The following is a 24,814-nucleotide window of genomic DNA, read 5'->3' as shown; positions in this document are numbered from 1 at the left end:
GTGGTACCCCGTACTAAAAATGATCCAACACGGTTCTGCTGATGATTTCATCCTGTACTTCCTTGCACAGTTCTACGAAGTAAGCGCTATACCCAGCGACACGAATTATCAAGTCTCGATACTTGTCAGGTTCGATTTGGGCTTTCTTCAAAACTTCATTGTCAACATAACTGAATTGCATCTGACCATTGCCGAGAATAGACGCTGTTCTGAGCAAGGTGATCAGGCCATTCTCTCCTTCAGGCGTTTCCAGAATGCCGCGTAACAGTTTGAAGTTGTGTACCATGCCGATACTCATAGACTCGTTACTAAGCTTGCTGACCGATTTAATGATAGCTGTGGGTCCCAATTTATCGGCACCCTGGGTCGGGCTGATTCCGTCTGACAAAGGTGTCCAGGCCAGACGTCCATTGGCTGATGCGCCGGTAAGTTCCCCGATGGGCGTATTGTTGGAAATGGAAAGTGTACCATGAGTGAAGCGCGAATAGAGCATCTTAAAGGTGTTGTGAATCCGTTCAGTCCAGATAACGATATCTGCAGCAATTTCATCAACATAGTCGTCGTCATTCCCGTATTTCGGTGCATTCAGGCAATCTGTCCGAATGGTTTCGTAGCCTTCAAAATTCGCTGCCATAGCGTCTCCGATTTGTTGGAGCGTATATTTCTTGTCCTCGAAGACCAACTTTTTAATAGCCGCCATAGAATCTGCATAGGTTCCCAAGCCCGAGAAGATAAGTCCGGGGCCGCAATTGACAAGAGCGCCGCCGCTTGTAACATCCATGCCTTTTTCCATACACCCTTCTACCAGCAATGACATGAGGGGTTTTGGAACAAGGTCGCGATGAACGCGCTGACTGACAATGGTTCCAATGGCAGACAGGCGGACAATATGCTCTATTTGTTTTTTGCAGGCAGCGTCAAATTCTTCATAGGTCTTGATATTGTCAAGATCTCCCGTGTCAATACCTTGCATGGTGCCATGCCATTTCATCATGCCGTGATTCAGAACAAATTCTATGGCAATGGGCCATTGGGTATAACCGGTGGATGTCCACTGATAGATTCTGCCGGATTTTTGAGGTTCCACGCAACCCATGAGGCAATAGTCGCGCGCATCTTCAATGCCGAATCCCTTGGCAAGCATCATTTTGATATGCGTATCATCAAAGTGACAGGCAGGGAATCCAAGCCCCGCTTTCACAACATCTACAATTTTCTTCAGATATTGTTGCGGTGATTTATTATGAATTCGGCAAGCGAGGGACGGTTGATACATCTTGGTAAAACGAACGGCATCCATGATCAGATAAGTCAGGTCATTGGTTGCATCGCCACCGGTTCTCTTCTGTCCGCCTATGGTGCAGTTGATAAATGGTTGATAGCCGGCGAAATATTTCGCTCCCAGTTCACTGGACAGCCACATGACTTCAGAGCATTTAATAATAAAACAGCTCAACAGTTCAAAAGCTTCCAGTTTGTTCATTCGGCCAGATTCCATATCGACCTTAAACATGGGATAAATGTATTGATCCAAGCGTCCGACGGAAATTCCTGTCTGGTTTTCTTCCACCACAAACAAGGATTGCAGTGTCCAGATCGACTGAAGTGCTTCATGGAAGGTGCGGGGAGGGTTGGCCGGTACATGAGTCAGAATATCGGAAATCTTGTAAAGTTCTTTCTGTCGAGCTGAGTCATGTTCTCTGTCAGCCAGCTCTCTTGAATAATCAGAAAGTCGTTTGGCATAAGCCAAAATACCGTCACAAGTCTCAATCTCCGCTTTATAGAAGTAAATCTTATCTAAATCGTCCGGGTTCTCCATGGACAATTTGCTCAATCTGTCGACAGCTTCCTGTCTTGCACCATTAATACCTTTTTTAATCAGGATGACATCATAACCTGGGCAGGTGTCACCACCACCGTTTACCTGATGATAAGAAAGATCACTTACAAACGATTCGCCTGAAAATGCCCATACGCCAGCTTCTTCATATTGTGTCTGACAAATCTCATCCAGACTCTTACCTTCCCAGTAAGGGAAGATCTCTTCCCGCAAAACCCGCTTGTCTTCTTCACTGATTTCAAAGGGATCCTGCATCCGGGTTGACATGGTGTCCAGTTCGTCTCGAACCCATCTCCAGGCAATATCTGGGGATACAGCACCAGCTCTCGGTTTACCGCAGGGATGTCCCACAATCAATTCATCGTTTTGAATCAGCAAGGGAGCTGTTTCACAGGCTTTTCTAAAGCACTTGGCCCGCAGAAGGATTTTGGGCAACCCCGTATTTTCTTTGCTCACTTGGGTGAAGGCTCTGGCACGATAGATACTAACACTTGGTTTAACCTTTAAATATGCTGCTTTCAATCGCTCCATGCGCGGCGTCAGTCCCGTGATTTCCCCTTCATACACAGGCGATTTTGTCACACTGTTCGTTGCTGGACTGTTTGCGGACAATTCCTTGGAAATTCCTTGAAACAGCTTCATGATGGCGGCCGTTTCTTCCGGGGACAAGTGTTTTGTTACATCCGCAAATTTATTCGAAAATTCTTTAATATCCAACTTTTTTTCCTCCCTCTTACTTTAAGTAGCAGGATAAATTTCTTATTCTCTGATCTATTAAAATGATTTTTGATAGATACCAATTAGATCTTCTCTAGACGGCTGTCTAGGATTGGTGGGAGTACATCGATCATGAAGGGCCAGATCAACCATATTACTCACTTCGTTCTCAAATTTGCTTTTATCAATTCCCAATTCTCGAATACCATTGGGGATGCCCAGTGATTTCTTCAAATCCTTAATGGCCTGCATGAAATTTATTGTCCCTTCCCGGTAAGTCCGAGCTGGTAATTGCAAAATAGCAGCCAGTTTTGCGAATTTTTCCGAGACATGTCTACTGGCATTGCTATTCAAATTAGCGTTATATTCAAGCACTGCACTCAGTAAAAGCGCATTTGATCGCCCGTGGGAAATGTGAAAAGTTCCTCCTAAAGCATGGGCCAAGCTGTGGTTAATCCCCAGATTCGTATTTGTAAAGGCCATACCCGCTATACAGGATGCGTTTTGAATGCGTTCTCTCGCAAAAGAATTGCTTACATCGTTGTATAAAGTCCTGAGATTATCAAAAATTAATTGCACCGCCTTCTCCGCAAGCGCATCTGTGCAATCAGTTGCCTGCGTAGAAACATAAGCCTCGATGGCATGTACCAAAGCATCTATACCGGTATCTGCCACCACCGCCTGGGGAACATGCTGGATACAAGTGGAATCAAGTATGGCTATATCCGGAGCCATCCACTCATCTACTATGCACACTTTTTCGCCTTCCGCAGTAATGACAGAGAAATTCGTCACTTCAGATCCTGTACCACTTGTGGAAGGAATAGCAATAAATAGTGGTTTCTTAAATTCTTCCCCAGCTGCCTTTTTGAACTGCCACAAGGAGTATAAAATGCCCTTGGCAGCATCAATGACAGACCCTCCACCCAAAGCAACGATGGTATCTGCATGGGTTTCTAGGTATCTCTTCATCCCCGCAGCAATGACTTTTACATCCGGATCAGGGAGGACTTCCGTAAAAACAGCAGACTTTATTCCTGTTTCATTGAGATAATCTATAGTTTTTTGGAGGTACCCCAACTTCTCCATTACGGAATCAGAAACAATAAACGCACAGGTGCCTTTGATTTCTTTAAGAAATTCCATGGATCCCTCATTAAAATAAATCTTAGGTTTAATGACAAATTTTTTCACTAACTCCGTCACCTCAATCGTCTCCGCACTACTTTAGTTGCTCTAGCAGTTTTTCGAGCAACTCTTTCAAATCATTCGTACTTTCAATGGATCTCTGATTCGTGGAGCAACGAGTCCCGCTTGTTTCAGCGACTTCCTCCGCCTGCACACCGTTAGTTATATCCTCCAGCTTCCGCACACTATAGCCGACTTTTCGGATATTAATCAAGTTCATTGGTGTGACATTATCAGAAGTGAACCCGCCACCTGCTGCGCCGGAACCCAAGGTTAATGCCGGAAAGAGATTTGTTGTCGCTCCTATACCCCCTAATGATGCGGGAGTATTCACCAGCACTCTTGATACTGGTTTTTTTAGGGCAAATTCCCGAATCACACTCTCATTCTTCGAGTGAATGACCAGGGTATGCCCCTTGCCCTCATTGATAAGCAATTCTATGCATTTTTCACAGGCATTCATCCAGTCCTTTTCAACATAGAATGCCAGAACTGGGCAAAGCTTTTCTCTTGAATACGGATTGGTGGAGGACACATATTTTTGTTCTGAAATTAGTACTAACGTATCTTCCGGGACACATAGGCCGCTTAATCGTGCCAACTCTAGAGCCGATTTCCCGACAATTCCCGGATTCAAGCTGTCATCAGGACGGGAAAAAAACTTACTAAGCTGAACTGACTCCTGTCCTGACATGAAATAAGCTCCATTTTTCCTGAGCTCTTGTCTTACTTCATCGGCAATACAGTCCTCAGCAACAATGGATTGTTCCGAGGCTGAGACAATTCCGTTATCGAAAGTTCTGCTGAGAATAATATCTGCTACTGCCTTTTTAATGTCAGCCGAACGTTCAATAAAGGCGGGTCCATTACCCGGGCCACCATAAATAGTCGGTTTTCCGGATGTATACGCCGCTCTGACCATCTTGGGCACACCCGTAATCAGAATAAGCGATGTGTCTTTGTGGTTCATCAACGCTACCGTACCGTCCACAGCCAGCGTTCGCAAATATCCGATGGCACCATTTGGCAATCCACTTTCTTCCGCCGCCCGTATTAATATATCAAGCACCTTGGCGATCGTTTTTTTGGCCTTAGGATGAGGAGAAAAAACAATAGCATTACCAGATTTTATGGCAATCAGGGCTTTATATATTGTAGTGGATGCAGGGTTGGTTGAAGGGGGCAACGCGGCAATAACTCCAACGGGTACGCCAATATCCATGGTCTTGTTTTCTTTGTCTTCACGAATAATACCGACAACTTTCATGTCCCTGATTTTCTTATAGAGAAATTCACTGGCAAATACATTTTTGACAAACTTGTCCTGCCATTTACCAAATCCTGTTTCTTCTTGGGACATAATGGCTAGTTCTTTGGCATATTTATGCACTGCTTCAGCCATACGCCCAACAATTTTATCCAGTTTTTCCTGGGGAAAAGACGCCAGTATCTTTTGCGCCTCGCGGGCGTTTTCCACAAGAATCCGGGCCTCTTGAACGGAGAGCAAATCATTGTCAATTCTATTCATATCCCAGTCATTCCCCCCTTTCCACTCGCAGAATCAGAGGTTTAACAAATGCGTTATTTACCAGTCGATAACGTATTTGGCAATAATCTTCTCTACGTCCGGATGCGGTCTGGCAATGACATTGGAGCTATAGATCTTACCAATCTTGCTGGCTTCTTTGATGCCTGCTTCTACAGCCGCTTTCACCGCGCCTACATCCCCACGAACTACAACGGAAATCAAACCGGAAGCCACATTTTCATACCCAACCAATTCCACATCCGCAGCCTTGCACATGGCATCCGCAGCTTCTAGCACCGAAACCAAGCCATACGTTTCTATGAACCCTAATGCACCATTTTTGTCCACACGGATACCCCTCTCCAACATAGTCAATGTTTACTCCGCATCAATGTCATGTCTTGTAACAATCTTACCTACCCGGCTGATGGGGCGCGGCATAACATGGGAGGCTGTCATCTCGCCAATGGCCGCTGCCGCAGCTGCACCTTGTTCTACAGCTGATCTTACTGCTGCCACATCACCTTTAACCATGACAGTGACAAGCCCGGAGCCTACATTTTCATACGAAACAAGAACAACGTTAGCAGTTTTACACATGACATCCGCTGCTTGTATTGCCGGAACCATACCTCTTGTTTCAACAAGACCCAATGCCTCTTCTCCAAAGTATTCCATCGAAACAACCCCTCTTTCTATAAATTTTAACTTCCAAGGATTGTCTTTTATCTTTTTATAGATCTACCGATATCTGTTACTTTTATAATATTGCATGCGGAAAATAGTATTTTGAAGAATAAATAGATATAATTAGCATTATTATATCTATTAAAATTCAGTTCTTGTATTAAAGCGATTTACTTGCATAATTGAGACAAACGTCAAAGAATCACTAATACGTCAAGTTAAGACACCTTTATCAACAAATTGCGATTTAACAAACTCCCTAGATTATTGAAATTATCCGACCCTAGCATGAACTATCCGAATTCATCGGTCCAGATGTATTGATTTTGTTAGCTTTTTTTGCTAAAGTAAATTAACAATAAACCTAAAATCCAAGCTTGATAACTTGGTGGAGTTATATATGAAAATGGAAGAATTAGTCCAAGAAAAGTTGCGCTATGCTTTTCACGATGAAAGCATCGTATTTGACAAATCCCGCTTTGCTGGCGGACTTACCAATTACAACTACATAATGAACATTAAGGGTATCGAATATGTCATCAGGCAACCGGGCGGCATGACAGATCAGATTATTGATCGAAAAATAGAAAGGGTCAATAATCATATTGCCTCAGAGTTTGGCGTGAACTCTGATTGTATTTACTTTGATGAAAACAGCGGAATCAAAATAAGCACATACATAAAAAATAGCCGAAACATGGCTCATGCTAATCCAGGCTCCTCTAAAAACCTGGAAACTGCTTCCAGTATAATGAAGCAAATCCACTCCTCTCCAAAACATTTTTCAAACCGCTTTGATTGGCAAATGGAGCTTTCCAAATACGAAATGATTATCGAACAACTGCACGGCGACTTTTTCTTTGATTACACAACCCTAAAAGACCAATTAGTCACTTTTGTCCAAAAAAATATTAAAAATACAATCTTAGTCCCCTGTCACAATGACACAGTGCCTGAAAACTTTATCATTGACGATACTGGCAGAACATACCTTATAGACTGGGAATATTCTGGAATGAACGATCCCTGTTGGGATGTGGCAGCCTACATTCTTGAATCCAAACTATCCTCAGAAGCTATCCACCATTTAGTTCAGAATTACTTCGGTCATCCACTCACCCCTATGGAAGAATTAAAAATAAAAAGCTTTATGATGGCACAAGATTTACTCTGGACAGCCTGGGCTTTAATCAGACATTACAATGGAGACGATTTTCTGGAATACTGCTGTATTAGATATGAACGCTTTCGAAGAAACATCAAGACAATGACTAAATCCCCCCATTGTTCCATTGCCAGCATGGTCCTGAGTTAAAACTACACAACGTATATTGGTGAAGTTCTAACGAATATTTCTTTTTAAAATGCAAAAAAGTCATGAGGCTGTACAATGTAGTACCTCATGGCTTTTTTCAATGTTAATGACTAGACTGATAAATGCGTTATTGTTGAACCTCAGAGTTACAATTTTCGTAGTTTTTTTTTGCGACCTTAGAGGTATTCCATAATATGCGACGAATAATAATTCTATTATAAGACACAAAAGTCACAAAATAGATTAAGGAAGGTGTAATTGTAACAATGAAAAAAAGTCTTGCAAAATGGTTTACTGGAATGATGATCGGAACACTGCTCCTGACTACTGCCGGATGCGGAGGGGGTTCTGCACCCGCCGCTAATTCTGCTTCACAAGGTGGAGAAGCTGCCAAGATCGGTGTCGTCGCCTATATGTCTGGGGGCGGAGCGGCCTATGGCCAGGCCCAGAAGGAAGGTCTGGAGCTCGCTAAGGATGAGATCAATGCCCTAGGCAAGGTTAAAATTGAACTTGTATACGAGGATTCCCGTGGGGACAAGACCGAGGCCATTAATGCGGCAAATAAATTAATTAACAAGGATAATGTCGTTGGAATTATTGGACCGACTTTAAGTGGAGAAATGTTTGCAGTTGGCCCGATTGCTCACCAGTCAGGAGTTCCAATCATGGGAACTTCAACCACGGCTGAAGGGATAACTGATATTGGGGAGTTTGTCTTTCGGAATGCATTGCCTGAGTCTTCAGCAGTCCCCCAAGCCGTCAAGATGGCCGTTCAAAAATATAACTTAAAAAAAGTTGCCCTTATGTATTCTAGCAATAACGACTGGGCCGTCTCCGGTTATAAGACGATGGAGCAAGCCCTTAAGGATAATGGGGTAGAAGTATTAGCTACTGAGACCTTTGCCGATAAGGATACGGACTTCTCCGCTCAGTTGACAAAGATTTCCTCCTTAAAACCAGACGCCGTCATGGTATCAAGCCTCTATCAGGAAGCAGCCCTCGTTTTAAGGAAAGCCAGAGAAACTGGAATTAATGTTCCCTTTGTCGGTACGAATGGCTTTAACTCTCCAGAGTTGATCAAGATCGCCGGCAAAGCAGCGGAAGGGGCGATTGTGGCGAGCCCTTGGTACCCAGGTAAAGAAAATGAAAAGATTAAGAAGTTTGTTGCAGATTATAAAGCAAAAAATAATAAAGTACCCGACCAGTTTGCCGCCCAAGCATATGATGCACTTTACATCTATGCTAGTGCTTTGGAGAAAGCCGGCTCAAGCACAGACCGCACAAAGCTACGCGACAGCTTAGCAACCATTAAGGATTTCCAAGGTGTCACCGGAAAGTTTGCTTTTGATGATAAGCGGAATCCCTTGATGGACGCTACTGTTTTGATCGTGAAAGATGGTCAGTTTACGGAACTTAAATAAACTTTAGGAGTGAAGGTCTTGTTTTGGCAACAATTGGTTAATGGCTTGACATTAGGAAGTACCTATTCATTAGTCGCCTTAGGATATACCCTAATTATGGGGGTCCTAAACATTATCAATATGGCTCATGGAGAAATATTTATGTTCGGAGCTTTCGTCGGATTGTTTCTGATGACTTATCTGAAGGTGAATATCTTTGTGGCCATGGCTGGCGCCATGGTGGCCGGTGCGTTGCTAGGTACTCTTTTAGAACTTCTGGCCCTGCGTCCCTTGAGACGCCGGGCCGTTTCCGATCTGGCTCCTTTGATTAGTACGATCGGAGTATCAATCTTTCTTGAAAATCTGGCCTTAAAAGTCTTTGGGCCGCAATCACGGGCTTTTCCTTCTGGAGCATTATCTGGAGCTCAGATACAACTTGGGCCGGTACGAATAACCCTTGTCCAAATTGTAATTCTTGGAATATCCTTTGGCTTGATGTTTGTTCTTCGTTTTTGGTTGTCTAAAACTCGTGTTGGCAAAGCCATCCGCACAACCGCTGAGAACATCGAAACGGCCAACCTCCTAGGTATTAACACCAACAAAATCATCTTATTAACCGTCGCACTCGCTTCAGGGTTAGGAGCCGTTGCAGGAGTTCTGGTTGGACTCTCTTTTAATGCAGTTGAGCCCACCATGGGATTGAGTATGGGCTTGAAAGGGCTTGCGGTTTTGATCCTTGGTGGAATGGGTAATATCACTGGAGCTATGTTAGGAGGCCTGATTCTAGGAATCGCCGAAGTATTCACTGTAGCTTACGGTGCATCTTCATATAGGGATGCCGTAGCCTTTGGTATGATTATTCTGATTTTATTTATTCGTCCTCAAGGACTTTTTGGGTCTTCGTCGCGACAAGGAGGACGCTTCTAAATGGACGTTATATTTAATCAATATTATCTTCAAATCGCAATATTTGTGTTGGTGAATGCCATCCTTGGGGTAAGCATCTATATGACGCTATCAACGGGGCAGCTATCATTGGGAAATGCCGGCTTTATGAGTATCGGAGCCTATACTTGTGCGATCCTGACCGTAAAAACAGGTTTACCCGTCTATTTGGCCATTCCAATCGGTGGTATCGCTGCAAGTTTCATTTCGATAATCATTGGATTTCCGGCTTTACGACTTACAGGAATTTATCTGGCGATTGCTACACTTGGATTTGGAGAAGTTGTTCGAGTCATCGTTTTAAACTTATCAATTACAAATGGTGCCTTAGGGATTTCCGGAATCCCTACCCTTGGAACAAAGATCGGCAAAGTGCTCTCTTCCCTAGGTTTATCTAAGGGGTTTGGCGGGTTAAGCGCTCAGCAGACCAGTACCTTGCTGGTTTTAGTTCTTCTCATTCTCATCCTCGCTGCTCTGGTATTTTTCTGTACGAGACTTAACCGCTCAAGAGTCGGTCGTGCCTTTGCTGCTATTAAAGCGGATGAGTCGGCGGCCGAAGCCATGGGAATCAATACGACGTATTATAAACTACTTGCCTTTGCTTTAGGAGCTTTAATCGCCGGGATGGCTGGCGGTCTATCCGCCCATTTAACCTTTTTTATCGGGCCGAAGGATTTTGCCTACCACCGTACCGTTGAGATCCTTACTTTTGCGGTCTTAGGCGGAAGCGACTTAATTATAGGTCCAATCGTCGGAGCATTACTGCTAACCTTGCTACCTGAACTGTTGCGCTCAGCTTCTGAATACCGTCTGATGATTTACGGAGCGCTGATGGTTGCTATGATGGCCTTTCGTCCTCAGGGACTCATTAGTGAGGAGACGGTTCGTTTCTGGAAGCGTAAGCTTGGAAGGAGGATTAAATAATGACGTTAGTCCTTGATCAAGTGAGTAAAAGCTTCGGTGGTTTGGCTGCGTTAAGTGACGTGAGTCTTAAGGTGAATGATGGGGAAATCCTAGGGATTATCGGTCCAAATGGCGCTGGCAAGACGACGCTCTTTAACCTAATCACGGGAATCTTTCTTCCTACCGAGGGAAAGATTAGCTATCAAGGTAAAAGTTTGTTAGGCATACGGCCGTATAAGGTTACAGCCTTAGGCTTAGCTCGGACATTCCAAAATATCCGTCTGTTTGGGCATATGAGCCCTCTGGACAATGTCATGGTCGGGGCACATTGTCGAACTAAGGCTGGAGTTTGGAAAGGATTATGGCGCACTCCCGCCCAGCGCAAAGAAGAGAAAGCGACCCGAGAACGTGCGCAAGCTCTACTTAAGTTAGTAGGCATTGAAATAGACACGGATGCCCCTGCGGGTTCACTCCCCTATGGGCAGCAACGGCGCTTGGAAATTGCCAGGGCCCTCGCCACAGAACCCGAATTAATTCTTCTCGACGAACCTGCGGCAGGGATGAATGAGAGTGAAACCGAAGACTTGAGTCTTTTGATTAAGAAAATACAAACGATGGGGAAAACCGTCATATTAATTGAACATGATATGAACCTTGTCATGAACGTCTGTGACCGACTCGTGGTGATTAATTTCGGGCAAAAGATTGCTGAGGGCACACCGGCCGAGATTCAGCAAAACCCGTTGGTCATTGAGGCTTATTTGGGCCGGGAGGAGGCGTAGAGATGCTGAACATCAGCGGTTTGTCAACAAATTATGGTAGTATTCAAGCAATCAAAGGGATCGACCTAGATGTTCCCAAAGGCTCGATCGTTTCCCTCATTGGAGCGAACGGAGCTGGGAAGACAACCACGATGAAGTCTCTTGTTGGACTTCTCAAGCCTCACGCTGGGCAGATTAAATTCCTAAGCCAGGAGATTCGAGGTTTCGCCCCTCACAAAATTGTAAACCTGGGTATGTCACTAGTCCCGGAGGGTCGGAATATTTTAGCAGGGATGACGGTTCTTGAGAACTTGGAAATGGGAGCCTATCAGAGGAAGGATAAAGAAGTTCTAGCTGATTTAGAGAAGATTTTTAAACGTTTTCCGATCTTAGGGGAACGGAAGCAACAATTAGGAGGAACACTTTCTGGAGGGCAACAACAAATGCTGGCGATTGGCCGTGCGCTCATGGCTAGACCGAAGCTTTTATTGCTTGATGAACCCTCCATGGGCTTGGCCCCTCTGGTTGTTGCTGATATCTTCAAGGTTATTCAAGAGATCAATCAGGAAGGTACGACCATTCTTCTTGTTGAGCAAAATGTCCGTCAAGCCTTAAAGATTGCTCGCTATGCCTATGTTCTTGAAACAGGGAAGATCGTCTTGCACGGGAAAGCTGAAGAGGTTGCCAAAAATCCTCGTGTTATGGAAGCCTACCTGGGCGGAGCGAAGGCAAATACCTAATGTATTTAATGCATTAAATGTATTTGTTAGTCAATTCATTTCATCATCTAATAATCCCCCCCTTGTCTAGGTGTGGGGATTATTTACACGAAGATTTTCTTTATTTATCCAAACCAATCCAACCTGTAAGCCGAAGAGAGGAGAAGTTAAAACATGGGAGATCACACCTATAAAATAGTAAAAAATAAGGTCACCGAAGGACTCCAGGATATGGAGTCACGGAAGGGACGATTTCGAGCCTTTGATGCAATTCGCCCAGCCATGTTAAAGATGGTTCCTAATTATCCCGAGCTTTCCGATCGTTTGCGCAAGATTAAAAAATACAGTATGGATCATATGGATGAAGTAATTGCGAAAGCGCAAAGGTCGTTGGAAGGAAAGGGCTGCACAGTTTACCTTGCTGAAACTGTTGATGATGCTCAGAGATATATTGCCAGCCTCATTCCGAATGAGGGGTTGGTGGTTAAGTCCAAGTCGAATGCGGGTAAAGAAATCAATATTTCACATTACCTCGAAGATCGTGGTGTGACCGTAGTAGAAACTGATCTCGGAGATCGAATTAACCAACTGGCGAAGTGCGAGGCGAGCCATTCCCTTGCTCCTGCTATTCACATTCCTATCGAAACAATAACCGAGCTTTTTTCTGAAGAGGCAGGAACAACGTTGGAATGCACTCCCGAAGCATTGGTAGTGTCTGCGCGCAAGGGACTCCGCAATTTTTTGGTTAAAGCGGATGTGGGAATCTCGGGTGCTAATGCGATTGCAGCAGATACGGGGAGTATCTTCGTGACTGAGAACGAAGGAAATATTCGGGCGGTTTCGATGATGCCTAAAGTACACATTGTGATCGCAGGTGTGGAGAAAATCGTCTCGACCCTTGAAGATGCTATGCAAGTTGTGCGGGCGGCAGCGGTCTTCGGCGTCGGCCAGGATATCGGGACCTATGTTTCAGTGATTTCAGGAGTGAGTGAATCCCTCGATCCTGATCTTGAGGAGTATTCACACGGTCAGGGGCCTAAAGAGGTTCATATCGTTTTATTGAAAAATGGTCGTAAGGAAGCGATAGATGCAGGATTTAAAGAATCTCTTTACTGTATCAATTGTGGAAGCTGCTTGAACTTCTGTCCAGTCTATGCGGAAGTTGGTGCTAAGTACGGATATAAGTACCTCGGGGGACGCGGCCTAGTCTTTGCTGCCTTTCATGGTGACTTAGAAAAATCTGAGGAAAATGGCTTGTCTCTCTGTATTGGATGTCAGAGATGCCAAAGTGCATGCCCCGTACAAATGGCGACACCAGCTATGTTATGGAAGCTTCGGCAAGATGCTGTCTCCAAAAAAGGGCTAGGTTGGAAGAAGGATTTGGTCTTCTCGATGTTAACCAAACCCCAGACACTACCAGTGGTAAGTAGACTAGCAACGACATTCGGAAAGTTAGCCTTAAAAGAATCTGGTAAGGGGATGACCTCCCGTTTAACGTTCAATTCCTTGGGGTTACCGCAAGAGCGTGTGATTCCGCGCTTCTCTGACAAGTCCTTTACGAAAATCGCCAAACCTAAAATGATTGCTAAACCGATTAAAAAGGTTGGTTTTTATCCTGGGTGTGTCGTCAATTACACTGAGACAGATCTTGGAGAAGCTCTTCTTCATGTCTTAGGAGAAAATAACGTTGAGGTTAAACTCGCCAAAGAGGATGTTTGTTGTGGTATCCCCAGTGTTGTGAGCGGAGATCTAGATCATGCCAAAACTATGGCTCTAAAAAACATCGAGATTTATAGTTCTTTCGATATCGATGCCTTGGTTTTTGTTTGCCCGAGTTGTGCAGTCGCTTTCAAAGAAGAGTACCCTAAACTGTTTGCGGAGGATTCCCCTGAGCTTCAGGAAAAGGTGAAAAAACTCGCTCTGAAGGTAAAAGATATTAATGAGTTCCTTATCCAAGATATTGAGTTAAAGCCTCCTAAACAAATAGTCACGGAAACCGTGACCTATCATGATCCTTGTCATCTCGCTCGAAGTATGGGTGTGAAAAAGGAGCCACGAGAACTTATCCAGAAGATCCCTGGGCTGAAATATGTGGAAATGCAGGATGCCGATACCTGTTGTGGATTTGGTGGATCGTTTAGCTTGAGCTTCTATGAACTATCACAACGGATTAACGAAGGAAAATTGAAGAACGTTGCCGATACTGAGGCCACCACTCTTGCGACGAGTTGTCCTGGATGCATGGTTCATTTCCGCGATGGGATTGCTCAGCACAAAATGAAGCAAAAGGTTTCCCACGTAATTCAGATTCTGAGCCGAGCCTATGGGAGGAGATGAGAAGAATGAACAGTACAAAAGTTCAAAGGATTTTAACGCAAATTAGTTCTCGCCGCGATACGCTTCTTCAGGAGTATCCTAATTTAGCTAGCCAGGTGCAAGCCATCAAGAGCACGATGGCGACCAATCTCAAAGAATCTGTTGAAAAGGCGACTACTTCTCTCAAAGGTAAAGGCTGTCATGTGATTTTTGCTAAGGATGCCAGAGAGGCTCAAGAGCAAATCCTGAAAATCCTGGCGGGCAATCAGAGCGTAGCGATGAGTAAAAACTCTGTTTTCACCGAAGTTGCTCTGAGAGATTATTTGAAATCGAATATGGTTGAGGTTCTTGATACCGATCTGGGGGAAAAGGTTGTCGGGACAAAGGTCGAAGCGCACCCTTGGATTGCTAGTATCAATACGTCAATCCCCAACAAAGAATGGGTAGCTCAGATTAAGGATGAGATCAAGCAACAGGTAGCCCATATGGAGTATGGAATTACAGGCGCAGAGGCCATCATTGAACAAAATGGAACCCTTGCCCTATTAGAAAGTGAGGGAAATGTACGATTCACCTCGAATCTTCCGTATAACCATATTGTGGTGGCAGGAATCGATAAAATCGTCCCCTCACTCGAAGATGCCTTGACCGTTTGTCGAGCGATCAGTGTGTATGGAATGGGAAAAGATATTCTTAAATATATTTCCTTTATCAGTGGACCTAGCAGAACGGCGGATATCGAGTTTAGGATGGTCCAAGGTATGCATGGTCCCAAAGAAGTGTATATCATTTTACTCGATAATGGGCGTTTAGCGGCGGCTGAAAACCAGCAGTGGGATTTACTTAAATGTCTGCACTGCGGAGGGTGTCTCGTCGATTGCCCAAAATACCTTGCAGAAGGGTTAGAGAGGGGCTATTATTACACCGGGAAAAGGGCAAAAGTCTTAGCGGCCTTTTTAGAGGGCTCCAAACAAGCCAACGATGCGGATTGTGGAGACTGCTCATTGTGTAATAAAAACTGTCCCGCGGGTATACAAGTCTAGCTGGCGCACTTAGAGCATTGCTGGATACCGATTTCGGAGATAATAAGCAAACAAGACTTCCAAGTCTTATTCGAAATCAAAAAGTCATAATGAAATGACAGGCGGTTCCAGGGTCAATAACTGCACAAACGAACAATGATGCCAAGAAAGCCTGGACCGATCGGTCCAGGCTTTCTTACAAAACAACTGATTAAATACAGCCATCTAATATTGCACTTAATGTACCTCTTAATCATTAAACAACAACATGCGATTATCTTCCTAAATAAGAAAAATGCATATAATCATTTGACGATTTCCAAGCGTTTCCTCCCCATGTAAAACCGTGTTTATTGAACGTGGTCACCACATTGCCTTTTTCAGGTAAGGAATAGATGTTGTTCGCTGGATCCCAAAAGGAGCCAGCTACAATTACTCCACCGCTGGTTATCATATAGTTCTCATTCTTGAGGCGTACATCTTCATGCACCTCAAAGGTTTTCGTTATGTATGCATCGTGCCATGAGCAACATTGAAGTTGCTATCTAATTCCCTTAATAGCAGAACCATATGTCCAGAATTTAATTATAATCATACAAATAAAGATCAGCTGCATATTATATCAATGAGTGAAAGGAAGTGAAGATCAAGTACACTAAGGTATTTATACAAAAGGCATAGTTTGAAAGGAGTGAAAATAAATAATGGGGACGATTTCAAGAAAAGTATATGCGATTATGCTCGCGATTTTATTCACATTATTTAGTTGCGCTACTCCAGTTTTTGCAGCAAACGACAGTGTCCATGGAATGCCTTTAAGATTTACCGTCTACATGGTGGTTGGCACAATAGCATTCATTGTAATCCTTGCTATTACGACTACACACAAAAAAAGTAGCTAAGGGTTCAAGGTACACTGAATCACTGGTGAAATGTTGTAACGAGATTAAAGTCCATAATCGCCTAAACCATTGGTTTAGGCGACTTTTCTGGCATGGCTACAGAAGAAAAGCAGGTGCCTCCCTCTATGAGGGTAAGAATATTGGAACACTTAAAGACTGGGTATGCCTCTTTAACTTCTTCGCTGATTTTAGTCAGTTGTGATGTCTGTGCCAACAGTCTGCCATGTATCGCCACTATGGTACTCTGGGGAACCTCTTATACATTTGCTCTAAGACCCTAGTCAGAAGTTCATTGAGAATTATGCGTGTCGAGTTGTCTTTTTAATTTTCTGAACCCAATATACATACTAATCCGCCATGGTAGAATCATGCTAAAGGCCAGGATAAAGAAAATACCGCTCATTTGGGCAGGATCGATATTTATGGTCTCAGCAAGAATAATTTTCGCAATCATCCTTAAAGCAACTAAGCCTATCAATGCTACTAAAAATAGCTTTGATCTTTGGAGATAGATTTGGTTGTCTCGAATTTCAAATTTAGAGGTTTTTATTAAGATGATCGAGAAAAGCATTCCCATGACAACGGAACTTATCAGTTCAGTGAATGTTGGCCTAAACATTGGTAGTATAAACATACTCGCACCAGTAGCCATGAACAATGGTGGTAAAATAATCTTTTTTGCTACTGCTGGTTTTTTTGTGTTTCTCAATCGCACCAAATTGACAACAACAACCATGAACAACGACACAACAATTGATGCAATTAGTAAGAACTGTTTTGTTAACATCATTATGATTAACCCTTCTGTCGTCCAGTTTTACACGTACCAAAATCTAACTGTTTGCTTTCATCAATGAAGCAAACAGTTAGATTTTGCAGACTTAAAGAGATAACGAGAACTTCTATCTAGCTTCCTATTGTTCAATTGTTCTTTAGAACTGACAACCATCCATAGACTTGATGGTTTACCACTGCCTAATAAACTTGCGGCAGATATTGCACTTACTGCAAGCTCAGAATTCGGAACCATAACACGTTCCATTGTACTATAAATCGTTTGGAAAGGCCAAACCAAGCTAATGAAATTCCAGTACCAAAGACTGAGTTGTTATTCACGTACTGCGTTGTGGATGAGAGAGCAACGCACTGGCTAACCCAATGCGTTGCTGCATGCCTTTACTATACGAACGGACTACCAAATACTCAAGCTTAAGACCTTACAAAATCTTTCTGTGTGCATCGAGTATGGAGCTGCATCATTATAACATTCATAAGCTTCTCTCCGCCTTAGCTTGAAATATGCTTGTTTAGTTTATCAATCAGTTCCTGTACCGAAACGCCATGCACCATGCAAGCCTGCTCCAGGCTTTCGCTAGTGGAAGAAGGACAACCCAGACAATGCATTCCCATCTCTAAAAAATAAGGTGCCGTTGTTTGGTCTGCCTTTAAGATTTCCCCGATTAACGTATTTTTTGTCACGGTCATTTTCATTTCCTCTTTTCTTTAAAAATATATTTAGTTAATTAAGCTTATTGATCTATTAACTTGGTGAAGAATCCAGGTCCTGTCAGGACTTGTTCAATTTTAGGCAAAGCGATCCCTAAGGCTTCTTTCAATACATCTTCAACGGTTTCCACCGCTACAATTTGAACCTTATTTTTAACTTCTTCCGGGACATCCAAAAGATCGGCAACATTATCTTTGGGAATCAAGACTTTGGTGATCCCAGCACGTTCCGCAGCTATCAATTTTTCCTTTAATCCTCCGATTGGAAGAACAACACCCCTAAGCGTGATTTCCCCCGTCATGGCCAGTTTCGCATCCACCATGATCCCGGTAATCAGAGAAGCAAATGCCGTAAATAGGGCGATTCCTGCAGACGGCCCATCCTTGGGAACGGCTCCGGACGGTACATGAACATGTAAGTCTTTATCTTTAAACTGAATGGCATTCACCGGCAACCGAGATTTCAAAAGACTTAAAGCAATCCTTGCCGATTCCTTCATAACATCTCCTAACTGACCCGTTAAGATGATGTGATCGTTTCCAGGCATTTCTGTTGCTTCGATAAACAGAATTTCGCCCCCCACCGGCGTCCACGCTAATCCGGTGACAACGCCCGGCGGATTAATTTCTTGAGCCATGTCATGCCTGGACATTTTTCTGCCCAGAATCTCCTCCAAGGCATCCGCTTCAACAACATAAGGTTTTTCAATGGTTCCAAGTACAATCTTTTCCACGACACTTCTGGCAATGGCGGCCAATCGTTTCTTTAGTCCCCTGACCCCGGCCTCCATGGTGTAGTCTGAAATGATGTTCTTTAAGGTTTCATCACTGATTTGAACATCAGCCTCCGTTAAACCATGTTCTTCTAGTGCTTCCTTAATCAAATGATTTTTACCAATGTTAAACTTTTCATTCATTGTATAACTTGAAAGCTGGATGACTTCCATGCGGTCCAACAAGGGGCCGGGAATGTTTTCAAGGGAGTTTGCTGTTGCAATAAAAAATACGTTGGACAAATCGTAAGGCAAATCCAAATAATGGTCTGTAAAGGTATTGTTTTGTTCAGGATCCAACACCTCGAGTAACGCACTTGCTGGGTCCCCGTTATAACCCGTCATTAATTTATCCACTTCATCTAAAACCATAACCGGATTCATGACACCAGCCTTTTTGATGCTTTGCAGGATGCGTCCGGGCATTGCACCTACATAAGTTCTGCGGTGCCCACGGACTTCAGCTTCGTCGCGAATACCACCCAGACTGAGTCTCGTATATTTTCGGCCCAATGCTCCCGCGATACTCTTGCCCAGGCTTGTTTTCCCGGTTCCAGGAGGACCCACGAGCAGAAGGATAGAACCATGTTTATCTTTCTTTAATTGCATGACCGCAAGATGCTGTATGATACGGTCCTTTACTTTTTCTAGGCCATAATGCTGCTCATCTAGGATACGCCGGGCTTCTCCAATATCAACGAGTTTCTCCGCCTTCATTTCCCAAGGTAGTTGTACAAGAAGATCTAAATAGTTTTGAATCACATTATAATCCGAGCTTGCAGGATTCTGACTTTCCAGTTTGCTTAACTCTTCTAGTGAAGCGCTTTGAATCTCTTCAGGCATGTGTGCCTCTTCAATGCGTGTTTTATAATCTTTCTTCTTTTTGCCGGCTGGTTCGTCTTCATTCAGTTCTTTCTGAATCTCTCTTAGCTGTTCCCTCAATACTGCTTCACGATAATTTTTATTCGCTTTTTCAGAAAACCGTTCGGACATTTCGATCTGGAGCTGAATCGATTCTTTGTAGTGTAAGAAATAATCAATAAACGTCAAACTGCGCTCCTTTAATGACGCTGTTTCCATCAAGGTATATTTTTCTTCCTTTGAGAATGGAAGAAACCGCGAGATATATCCTATCAGAACATTAAGATCCTTTATCTCATCAATGGCTTTTACAATACCCTCTGACTCTCTGAATTTGGCTCCAACTTGATGAGATATATTTTGAATATAGGTCATCATTTCTGTCTGACCGGTTTCGTTGAGGTCGATGACTTCCTGCGCGGAAACTGTTTTTCCAGTGATCATGTTTTCGGCAATGTTGATATCCGATACTTCCACACGGTTTAAGACCTTGACTTGAACATGGTATCCTTTTTCGCCGGGGTTCACCTCTAGTACTTCAAGGGCAACGCCTGTTGTGTAGAAATCCTCCACCTTGATTTCATGTCGGTCCCTATGGCGCTTTAACGGCAACGCCACAATCTCTTGATTTTTGTCTCGAATACAGGCCAGCTCATCCTCGCTGAAACGGTCTATTCTTAATGGATAAGTCATTCCTGGTAATAAAACAAGATTTTCTATTGCTAATATCATATAAATTGTCTCCTCTTTCATAAATGAATGCTCGTTTATTGACTTTTAAATAGGGAAGCGAGTTATTACCCTCGCTTAAGAACTACTAGTAATCTACCCTTTTGAGACCGAATGACCCTAGATCAGACTAGTTTCAAAAATCTCTAAGAAGTGCCTTTTGAATGATATAAATCAACTCGTCCAAGCGTTCCATGGCAATGCTTTCAGACTCACAACTTTTCACTGCAATCATTTTTACAGGGGAAAACAGAATAGCGTACAAATTATCATTGTTGAAATTATTTAATATCTGCCGTTTCTTTAAATCCGTCAGCAACTGATTTAAATCCGCCGGTCCCTTCATCGAACCACAACTGCTCTGAAGGACAGGGCAGGTACTGAATTGTTCAATAAAATGAAAGACTTCTTTGTTTTCAATAATAAAGAAATAATATCGCCGAATCAATTCCGCAATGATTTCTTCCCCCACCATATTGGGACTTAAACATTGAAGCAAATATTGAATCGTGTCTTCCGAATATTCCAGATATATTTCTCTAAGCATGGCCTCTTTATTTTCATAATAGATATATACTGTCGCTGGAGATACGCCAGCGGCCTTTGCTATTTTTGAAATAGATGTGCCCTGAAACCCCTCCTCCAGAATCAATTGCACTACTGCAATTTTAATGCATCTTTGCTTTTCGTCATCTTTTCTTCTCATGCGCGCCGCCTAACTTTTCGACAAAATTGATGATAAATTTATAATAAACGATCATTCATTTATTGTCAAGTGGGACGCGAGTGAATTTTTAAGCGCTGTAACCTGTCCCTCTGCATTTAGTTTGTTACATCCACAACTAAGAAGCTGAGTACTGCGGCATTCATCGGAAGATCAGATTCGCTTCATGGGTATCTGGATCCTTGGCAGCGAAATCGCTCAACTCCCATATAGTTCCTTGATTGTTCTAGCCTGTCCCAAATACGAATGCGCATTCGTATTTGGGACAGGCCTGGACAAGACGTGGCCCGGATAGGCAAAACCCGAAACAAACACCATAGGAAATGACGTGAGGGGGAGAAAAACGGACTTTGACTTTCGAACAAAAACGCTCTGAGAGAGCCAGAAAAGTGGAATGTGAAAACAAGCAAATTGACTGTCAGAGAGGAATTTGGACTTTTAAATTTAGTCTAATCGATTTTCATTTAAACAATAAGAGGTATATACTAGTGCATCCGGGTAAAAATTGGCCAACCTTACATAGTTATAGGACTCTAGAAACAAAGAAATTTAATGTAACCTTTTGACATGCTCAACCCCTCTATATATTGAAGGGGGACAATCAGACGAAAATGGGTTTTGGCCAACTTGTCATAGTGTTAGTTATCGACGCAACATCTTTAATTAAACACTGAAATTGAATGTATAAAGGAGAAAAGAATATGAAATTTATAGGTAAATCTAAAGCTATAGCAGTTACTATTTTATCTGGTGCCGTATTATTAACATCAAGTAGTGCTGTTTTTGCTTCTAGCCAGACTGAAGTTCAAGCAAAATCTGTCGTTTCTGAAAAGGCATCAGTTATTAGCCCAAATTCAGTAGTTCTTCCAACTGCGGTGTGGGATGTTGCAACCAAGGGGGGGTATTATTTTTCTGGATGGTCCAATACCCAGACTTTGTATACTGAGTATAGGATTACCGGCAAAACCACTTATCATCTTCATGTTTATGCGGCTAAGGCTATGACTGTGAAGGTGAAAGACATCAATACAGGCTACACATACTCTACTAAAAGTATGACCACAAACAGTTTTGCTGATTGGGATGTTTTGGGAAATGGAATGACTGCTTCATCACAAGTTTATGTTTCATTTTCGGGCACAAACATTGACTTTAATGGAACTATAGATTAATGAAAAAAGTATAATATTAAAAGCCCCTAAAGTCATAATATTGGATTCAGGGGCCTTCTTTAATTTTTAGAAGGTCTTTTTCTATGGAGGTTTTATTTTTATATGTCAAGTAATATGCTAAAAGTATTAGCTTTGTTTTTTATGGTAATAGATCATATCGGGAGTTTTATTCCCGGTTTGCCTGTATATTTTCATTGGATAGGAAGACTCTCCGCACCTATTTTTATATTTTGTTCTGCATGGAGTTTTACATATACAAGTAACAAAAAAAGTTATCTTATAAGGCTTTATGCTGCCAGTTTGGTAATGGCTATAATACAGTGTTGGCTTGTTATAGATAACAATTTTTTCAGATCGCTTTTCTCCCTGTGTGTTATTATATTTTTAATAGACTCCTATAAGAATAAAAATACAAAATTCAAAAAATATTTATATGTTTATTTGACATGGCAAATTATTAGCGTTGCTATTTGTATCTTTTTGCTAAATGTTATATTTCCGTCGGCATACTTCGTCTCTTATTTTTTATCGGCACTGTTTGGAAACGTATTTTTATTAGAAGGTGGACTGGTTTATGTATGTTTGGGTGTTTTAATATACCTAACAAAAAACAATAAAAAATCATTGATTATAGGATATATAAGTTTCTGCGTTCTTTATTTCATAGTAACAGTAAAACCCTATCTGCCAATTTTCCTTGGCAAACTGTATACTTGGGGTCTGCCCTTTTTATCTGATACCATTGAATATACACTAAACATGATTATCGGCTTAAGACCAATGGATATAGGAGGGTCAATGTTTTTCCAAAATTATCAATGGATGATGATAATGGCCTTACCCTTTATACTTGCCTATAATTCTAAAAGAGGTAAAAAGATGAAATACTTTTTCTATATATTTTATCCTGTTCATATCGTAATACTTTTTTATGTTGGAAATATGATTTTTAGATAAAACAAAGAAGCAGAGTTGAGAGTTAAAGACCTTAATTCAGTAAATCCGGTCAGGATCGAGGCAAAAAAAGAGATGCAAGATAAGTTATAAAGATATAGGGATGTCGCCAACAAAACCTACTATAAGCGTGCCAACAGTGACAAGTTAAGATTAACACATGATTATCTTTTATTATTCTTCATGGCCTCTACTAAAGCGTCTATGACTTTGAACTGAGATCTATATCCCAGAATACAAAAATTAAGAGCCCTCCCAGTAGAATCAATTATCTACTTAGGGAGGGTAATTTTATAGAAAACAGGAGAGCAGCAAATATGTTTTAACCCTCTTTCGCTATCAAATTTTGTTTACGCCTCCCTATATAGAGACTAAAACATGGCAAAAGGTTACGTGAAAGGTAATATTTTTTAATTTAAGAGGATTTATTTGATATTCCTTGAATTAGTAATCGAGGGGGGTTAAAAATTGTCATTATATGGTATCGATTTAAATATATTTGAAATTCTTGTCAAGCAAAATTATAAAAAAGTCTACCAAATTGTTTATACTTATACCAAAGATAAATATATATCAGAGGATGCGGTTCAACAGGCGTTTATGATAGCCTATAATAAGATACATCAATTGAAAGACAAGGATAAATTTGCTTCGTGGGTTATTTCTATTGCTATAAATGAAGCAAAAAGAATGTTAAATGATAAAAATAATGCCCCTATGATCACCTCGATAACGGATATCCACTTAAACCAGCTGCCAGATAGTAAGGAATATGATATAGAACTCAAAGAAGACATTGGCAATGTCCTTAATAAATTAAAACAAAAAGATATGGAAATCTTAGTGTTTAAGTATTATGCTGACTTAACATTGCAACAGATAGCTGATTTATTGGGCAATAAGCTATCAAATACAAAAGTTAGATTACATAGAGCGAAGGAAGCATTTAGAAAACTGATTGATAATGATATTAATGAAAATATAGGAGGTTAATACTCAAATGGCCTTATCAGAAATAGAGCTTGACCAACTAATAGCAAGTCATCTGTCAAAAGATTTAGATGCCAATATTGAGGTTCCCGATATTGAGGATCAATGGCAGAAAATTAAGGGACAGATATTAAAAGATAATCCAGTAATCAAAAGAACTTCACCTAATATAAAGAGAGTCGCTGTGGCTGCTGCAATTCTCATATCAATTGGCTCATTAAACTTCTTGTACCCAAACAACGCAAATGCTGTGGGGGGGAAGATCGCTGAGTTTTTTAACTATATTGTTGGAAAAACAACACAAAATAAAGCTGAAACTTACAAATCGGTTAAAGACTCTGGTGTGCCAACGATACAGGATGTTGGAGATATTTTTGAAAAAGAAGTTACGCTTGCTGAAGCGCAGACTTCGATCCCTTTTAAGTTGGCCACCCCAAGTTATCTACCACATGGAGCTAATATAACAAGGGTTGTTCTTACGTCTCTAGGCGCAGATGTTTATCAGATTTCTATTGAATATAATTTTAATGAACGTGCAATCGTTTTTAGCCAACAAGTTAGCTCTAATGGGATTTCACGGGGAACGTTGTATGATACAGATGATACTGTTATAAAAGAGCTATTCGTTAACGGTAGCCCCGCTATCTTATTTATGAGAAAGAATAGGATAAACACTTTAAATTGGGAAACAAGGGGTCTATTGCTACAAATTAAAGGAGAAATTACCGAAGATGAAATTATAAAGATGGCTCAATCTGTTAAATAATAAATACCACGGCTTAAACCGTGGTATTTATTATTTAGGGATAACATAGCTGTACCCTTTAATTGTTGGATTCTTGAGCATGATACAGGTTAACTA

Annotated in this window: 22 protein-coding genes; 12 read left to right on the top strand and 10 right to left on the bottom strand. The window is 41.9% G+C overall.

What is annotated here, in order from left to right:
- Positions 1-13: 13 nt before the first annotated feature.
- From cutC to E4K67_RS00210, 5 genes are read right to left on the bottom strand one after another with little or no spacing between them, the layout of a single operon-like run.
- Positions 14-2,557 (bottom strand): choline trimethylamine-lyase, encoded by a 2,544-nt coding sequence (gene cutC, locus E4K67_RS00230; protein ID WP_135544418.1) that lies wholly within the window; start codon positions 2,555-2,557, stop codon positions 14-16.
- Positions 2,558-2,614: 57 nt separating this feature from the next.
- On the bottom strand, positions 2,615-3,751 hold the full coding sequence (locus E4K67_RS00225) for a 1-propanol dehydrogenase PduQ (protein WP_135544417.1): 1,137 nt from the start codon (positions 3,749-3,751) through the stop codon (positions 2,615-2,617).
- Between the two features lie 28 nt (positions 3,752-3,779).
- On the bottom strand, positions 3,780-5,273 hold the full coding sequence (locus E4K67_RS00220) for an acetaldehyde dehydrogenase (acetylating) (RefSeq protein ID WP_135544416.1): 1,494 nt from the start codon (positions 5,271-5,273) through the stop codon (positions 3,780-3,782).
- Between the two features lie 57 nt (positions 5,274-5,330).
- Positions 5,331-5,621 (bottom strand): BMC domain-containing protein, encoded by a 291-nt coding sequence (locus tag E4K67_RS00215; protein WP_135545119.1) that lies wholly within the window; start codon positions 5,619-5,621, stop codon positions 5,331-5,333.
- A gap of 30 nt (positions 5,622-5,651) precedes the next feature.
- Complete coding sequence (locus tag E4K67_RS00210; protein WP_135544415.1) at positions 5,652-5,951, bottom strand: BMC domain-containing protein; 300 nt, start codon at positions 5,949-5,951, stop codon at positions 5,652-5,654.
- 409 nt (positions 5,952-6,360) lie between these two features.
- On the opposite strand from E4K67_RS00210, the gene E4K67_RS00205 reads away from it, so the two are divergent.
- The 8 genes from E4K67_RS00205 to E4K67_RS00170 all read left to right on the top strand — a co-directional run bounded on the left by E4K67_RS00205 (position 6,361) and on the right by E4K67_RS00170 (position 15,362).
- A complete protein-coding gene (locus tag E4K67_RS00205) occupies positions 6,361-7,275 on the top strand; it encodes a choline kinase family protein (protein ID WP_135544414.1) in 915 nt (304 codons plus the stop codon).
- 266 nt (positions 7,276-7,541) lie between these two features.
- Positions 7,542-8,696 (top strand): ABC transporter substrate-binding protein, encoded by a 1,155-nt coding sequence (locus E4K67_RS00200; RefSeq protein ID WP_135544413.1) that lies wholly within the window; start codon positions 7,542-7,544, stop codon positions 8,694-8,696.
- 18 nt (positions 8,697-8,714) lie between these two features.
- Positions 8,715-9,602 carry a branched-chain amino acid ABC transporter permease gene (locus E4K67_RS00195; protein WP_135544412.1) on the top strand — a complete coding sequence of 296 codons (888 nt, stop codon included), beginning with the start codon at positions 8,715-8,717 and terminating at the stop codon, positions 9,600-9,602.
- The gene (locus tag E4K67_RS00190) at positions 9,603-10,544 is read left to right on the top strand and encodes a branched-chain amino acid ABC transporter permease (RefSeq protein ID WP_135544411.1); all 942 of its coding nucleotides are present in this window, start codon (positions 9,603-9,605) and stop codon (positions 10,542-10,544) included.
- Positions 10,544-11,305, top strand: a complete 762-nt coding sequence (locus tag E4K67_RS00185; RefSeq protein ID WP_135544410.1) for an ABC transporter ATP-binding protein — start codon at positions 10,544-10,546, stop codon at positions 11,303-11,305. The genes E4K67_RS00190 and E4K67_RS00185 overlap by 1 nt, the downstream gene beginning before the upstream one ends.
- A 2-nt stretch (positions 11,306-11,307) precedes the next feature.
- The gene (locus E4K67_RS00180) at positions 11,308-12,024 is read left to right on the top strand and encodes an ABC transporter ATP-binding protein (RefSeq protein WP_135544409.1); all 717 of its coding nucleotides are present in this window, start codon (positions 11,308-11,310) and stop codon (positions 12,022-12,024) included.
- A 153-nt stretch (positions 12,025-12,177) separates the two neighbouring features.
- Positions 12,178-14,340 carry an LUD domain-containing protein gene (locus E4K67_RS00175; protein WP_135544408.1) on the top strand — a complete coding sequence of 721 codons (2,163 nt, stop codon included), beginning with the start codon at positions 12,178-12,180 and terminating at the stop codon, positions 14,338-14,340.
- A 5-nt stretch (positions 14,341-14,345) separates the two neighbouring features.
- Positions 14,346-15,362: an LUD domain-containing protein gene (locus tag E4K67_RS00170; protein WP_135544407.1), complete on the top strand. Its 1,017-nt coding sequence runs from the start codon at positions 14,346-14,348 to the stop codon at positions 15,360-15,362.
- Between the two features lie 253 nt (positions 15,363-15,615).
- On the opposite strand, the gene E4K67_RS00165 is transcribed toward E4K67_RS00170, so the two are convergent.
- The 5 genes from E4K67_RS00165 to E4K67_RS00140 form a co-directional block, all read right to left on the bottom strand.
- Positions 15,616-15,795 carry a M15 family metallopeptidase gene (locus tag E4K67_RS00165; protein WP_135545118.1) on the bottom strand — a complete coding sequence of 60 codons (180 nt, stop codon included), beginning with the start codon at positions 15,793-15,795 and terminating at the stop codon, positions 15,616-15,618.
- Between the two features lie 737 nt (positions 15,796-16,532).
- Entirely contained in the window at positions 16,533-17,033 is a 501-nt protein-coding gene (locus E4K67_RS00160) for a CcdC family protein (protein ID WP_135544406.1), read from the bottom strand.
- A gap of 497 nt (positions 17,034-17,530) precedes the next feature.
- Positions 17,531-17,728, bottom strand: a complete 198-nt coding sequence (locus E4K67_RS00150; RefSeq protein WP_135544405.1) for a DUF1858 domain-containing protein — start codon at positions 17,726-17,728, stop codon at positions 17,531-17,533.
- A 44-nt stretch (positions 17,729-17,772) separates the two neighbouring features.
- Entirely contained in the window at positions 17,773-20,115 is a 2,343-nt protein-coding gene (lon, locus tag E4K67_RS00145; protein ID WP_135544404.1) for an endopeptidase La, read from the bottom strand.
- A gap of 133 nt (positions 20,116-20,248) precedes the next feature.
- On the bottom strand, positions 20,249-20,818 hold the full coding sequence (locus E4K67_RS00140) for a TetR/AcrR family transcriptional regulator (RefSeq protein ID WP_135544403.1): 570 nt from the start codon (positions 20,816-20,818) through the stop codon (positions 20,249-20,251).
- A gap of 719 nt (positions 20,819-21,537) precedes the next feature.
- Between E4K67_RS00140 and E4K67_RS00135 the strand changes: the two genes are divergently transcribed.
- From E4K67_RS00135 to E4K67_RS00120, 4 genes are all read left to right on the top strand, one after another.
- A complete protein-coding gene (locus E4K67_RS00135; protein ID WP_135544402.1) occupies positions 21,538-22,008 on the top strand; it encodes a hypothetical protein in 471 nt (156 codons plus the stop codon).
- Positions 22,009-22,110: 102 nt separating this feature from the next.
- A complete protein-coding gene (locus E4K67_RS00130; RefSeq protein WP_135544401.1) occupies positions 22,111-22,965 on the top strand; it encodes a TraX family protein in 855 nt (284 codons plus the stop codon).
- 465 nt (positions 22,966-23,430) lie between these two features.
- The gene (locus tag E4K67_RS00125; protein WP_135544400.1) at positions 23,431-23,955 is read left to right on the top strand and encodes an RNA polymerase sigma factor; all 525 of its coding nucleotides are present in this window, start codon (positions 23,431-23,433) and stop codon (positions 23,953-23,955) included.
- Between the two features lie 7 nt (positions 23,956-23,962).
- Positions 23,963-24,718, top strand: coding sequence for a DUF4367 domain-containing protein (locus E4K67_RS00120; protein ID WP_135544399.1), 756 nt, complete (start codon positions 23,963-23,965; stop codon positions 24,716-24,718).
- The last annotated feature ends 96 nt before the right edge of the window (positions 24,719-24,814 follow it).

Origin of the sequence: Desulfosporosinus fructosivorans (genome assembly GCF_004766045.1) — a bacterium.
In the GTDB taxonomy this organism is placed as follows: Bacteria; Bacillota; Desulfitobacteriia; order Desulfitobacteriales; family Desulfitobacteriaceae; genus Desulfosporosinus; species Desulfosporosinus fructosivorans.
The sequence above is the reverse complement of the archived record's forward strand: the minus strand, read 5'-3'. Positions and strand labels throughout refer to the sequence as shown.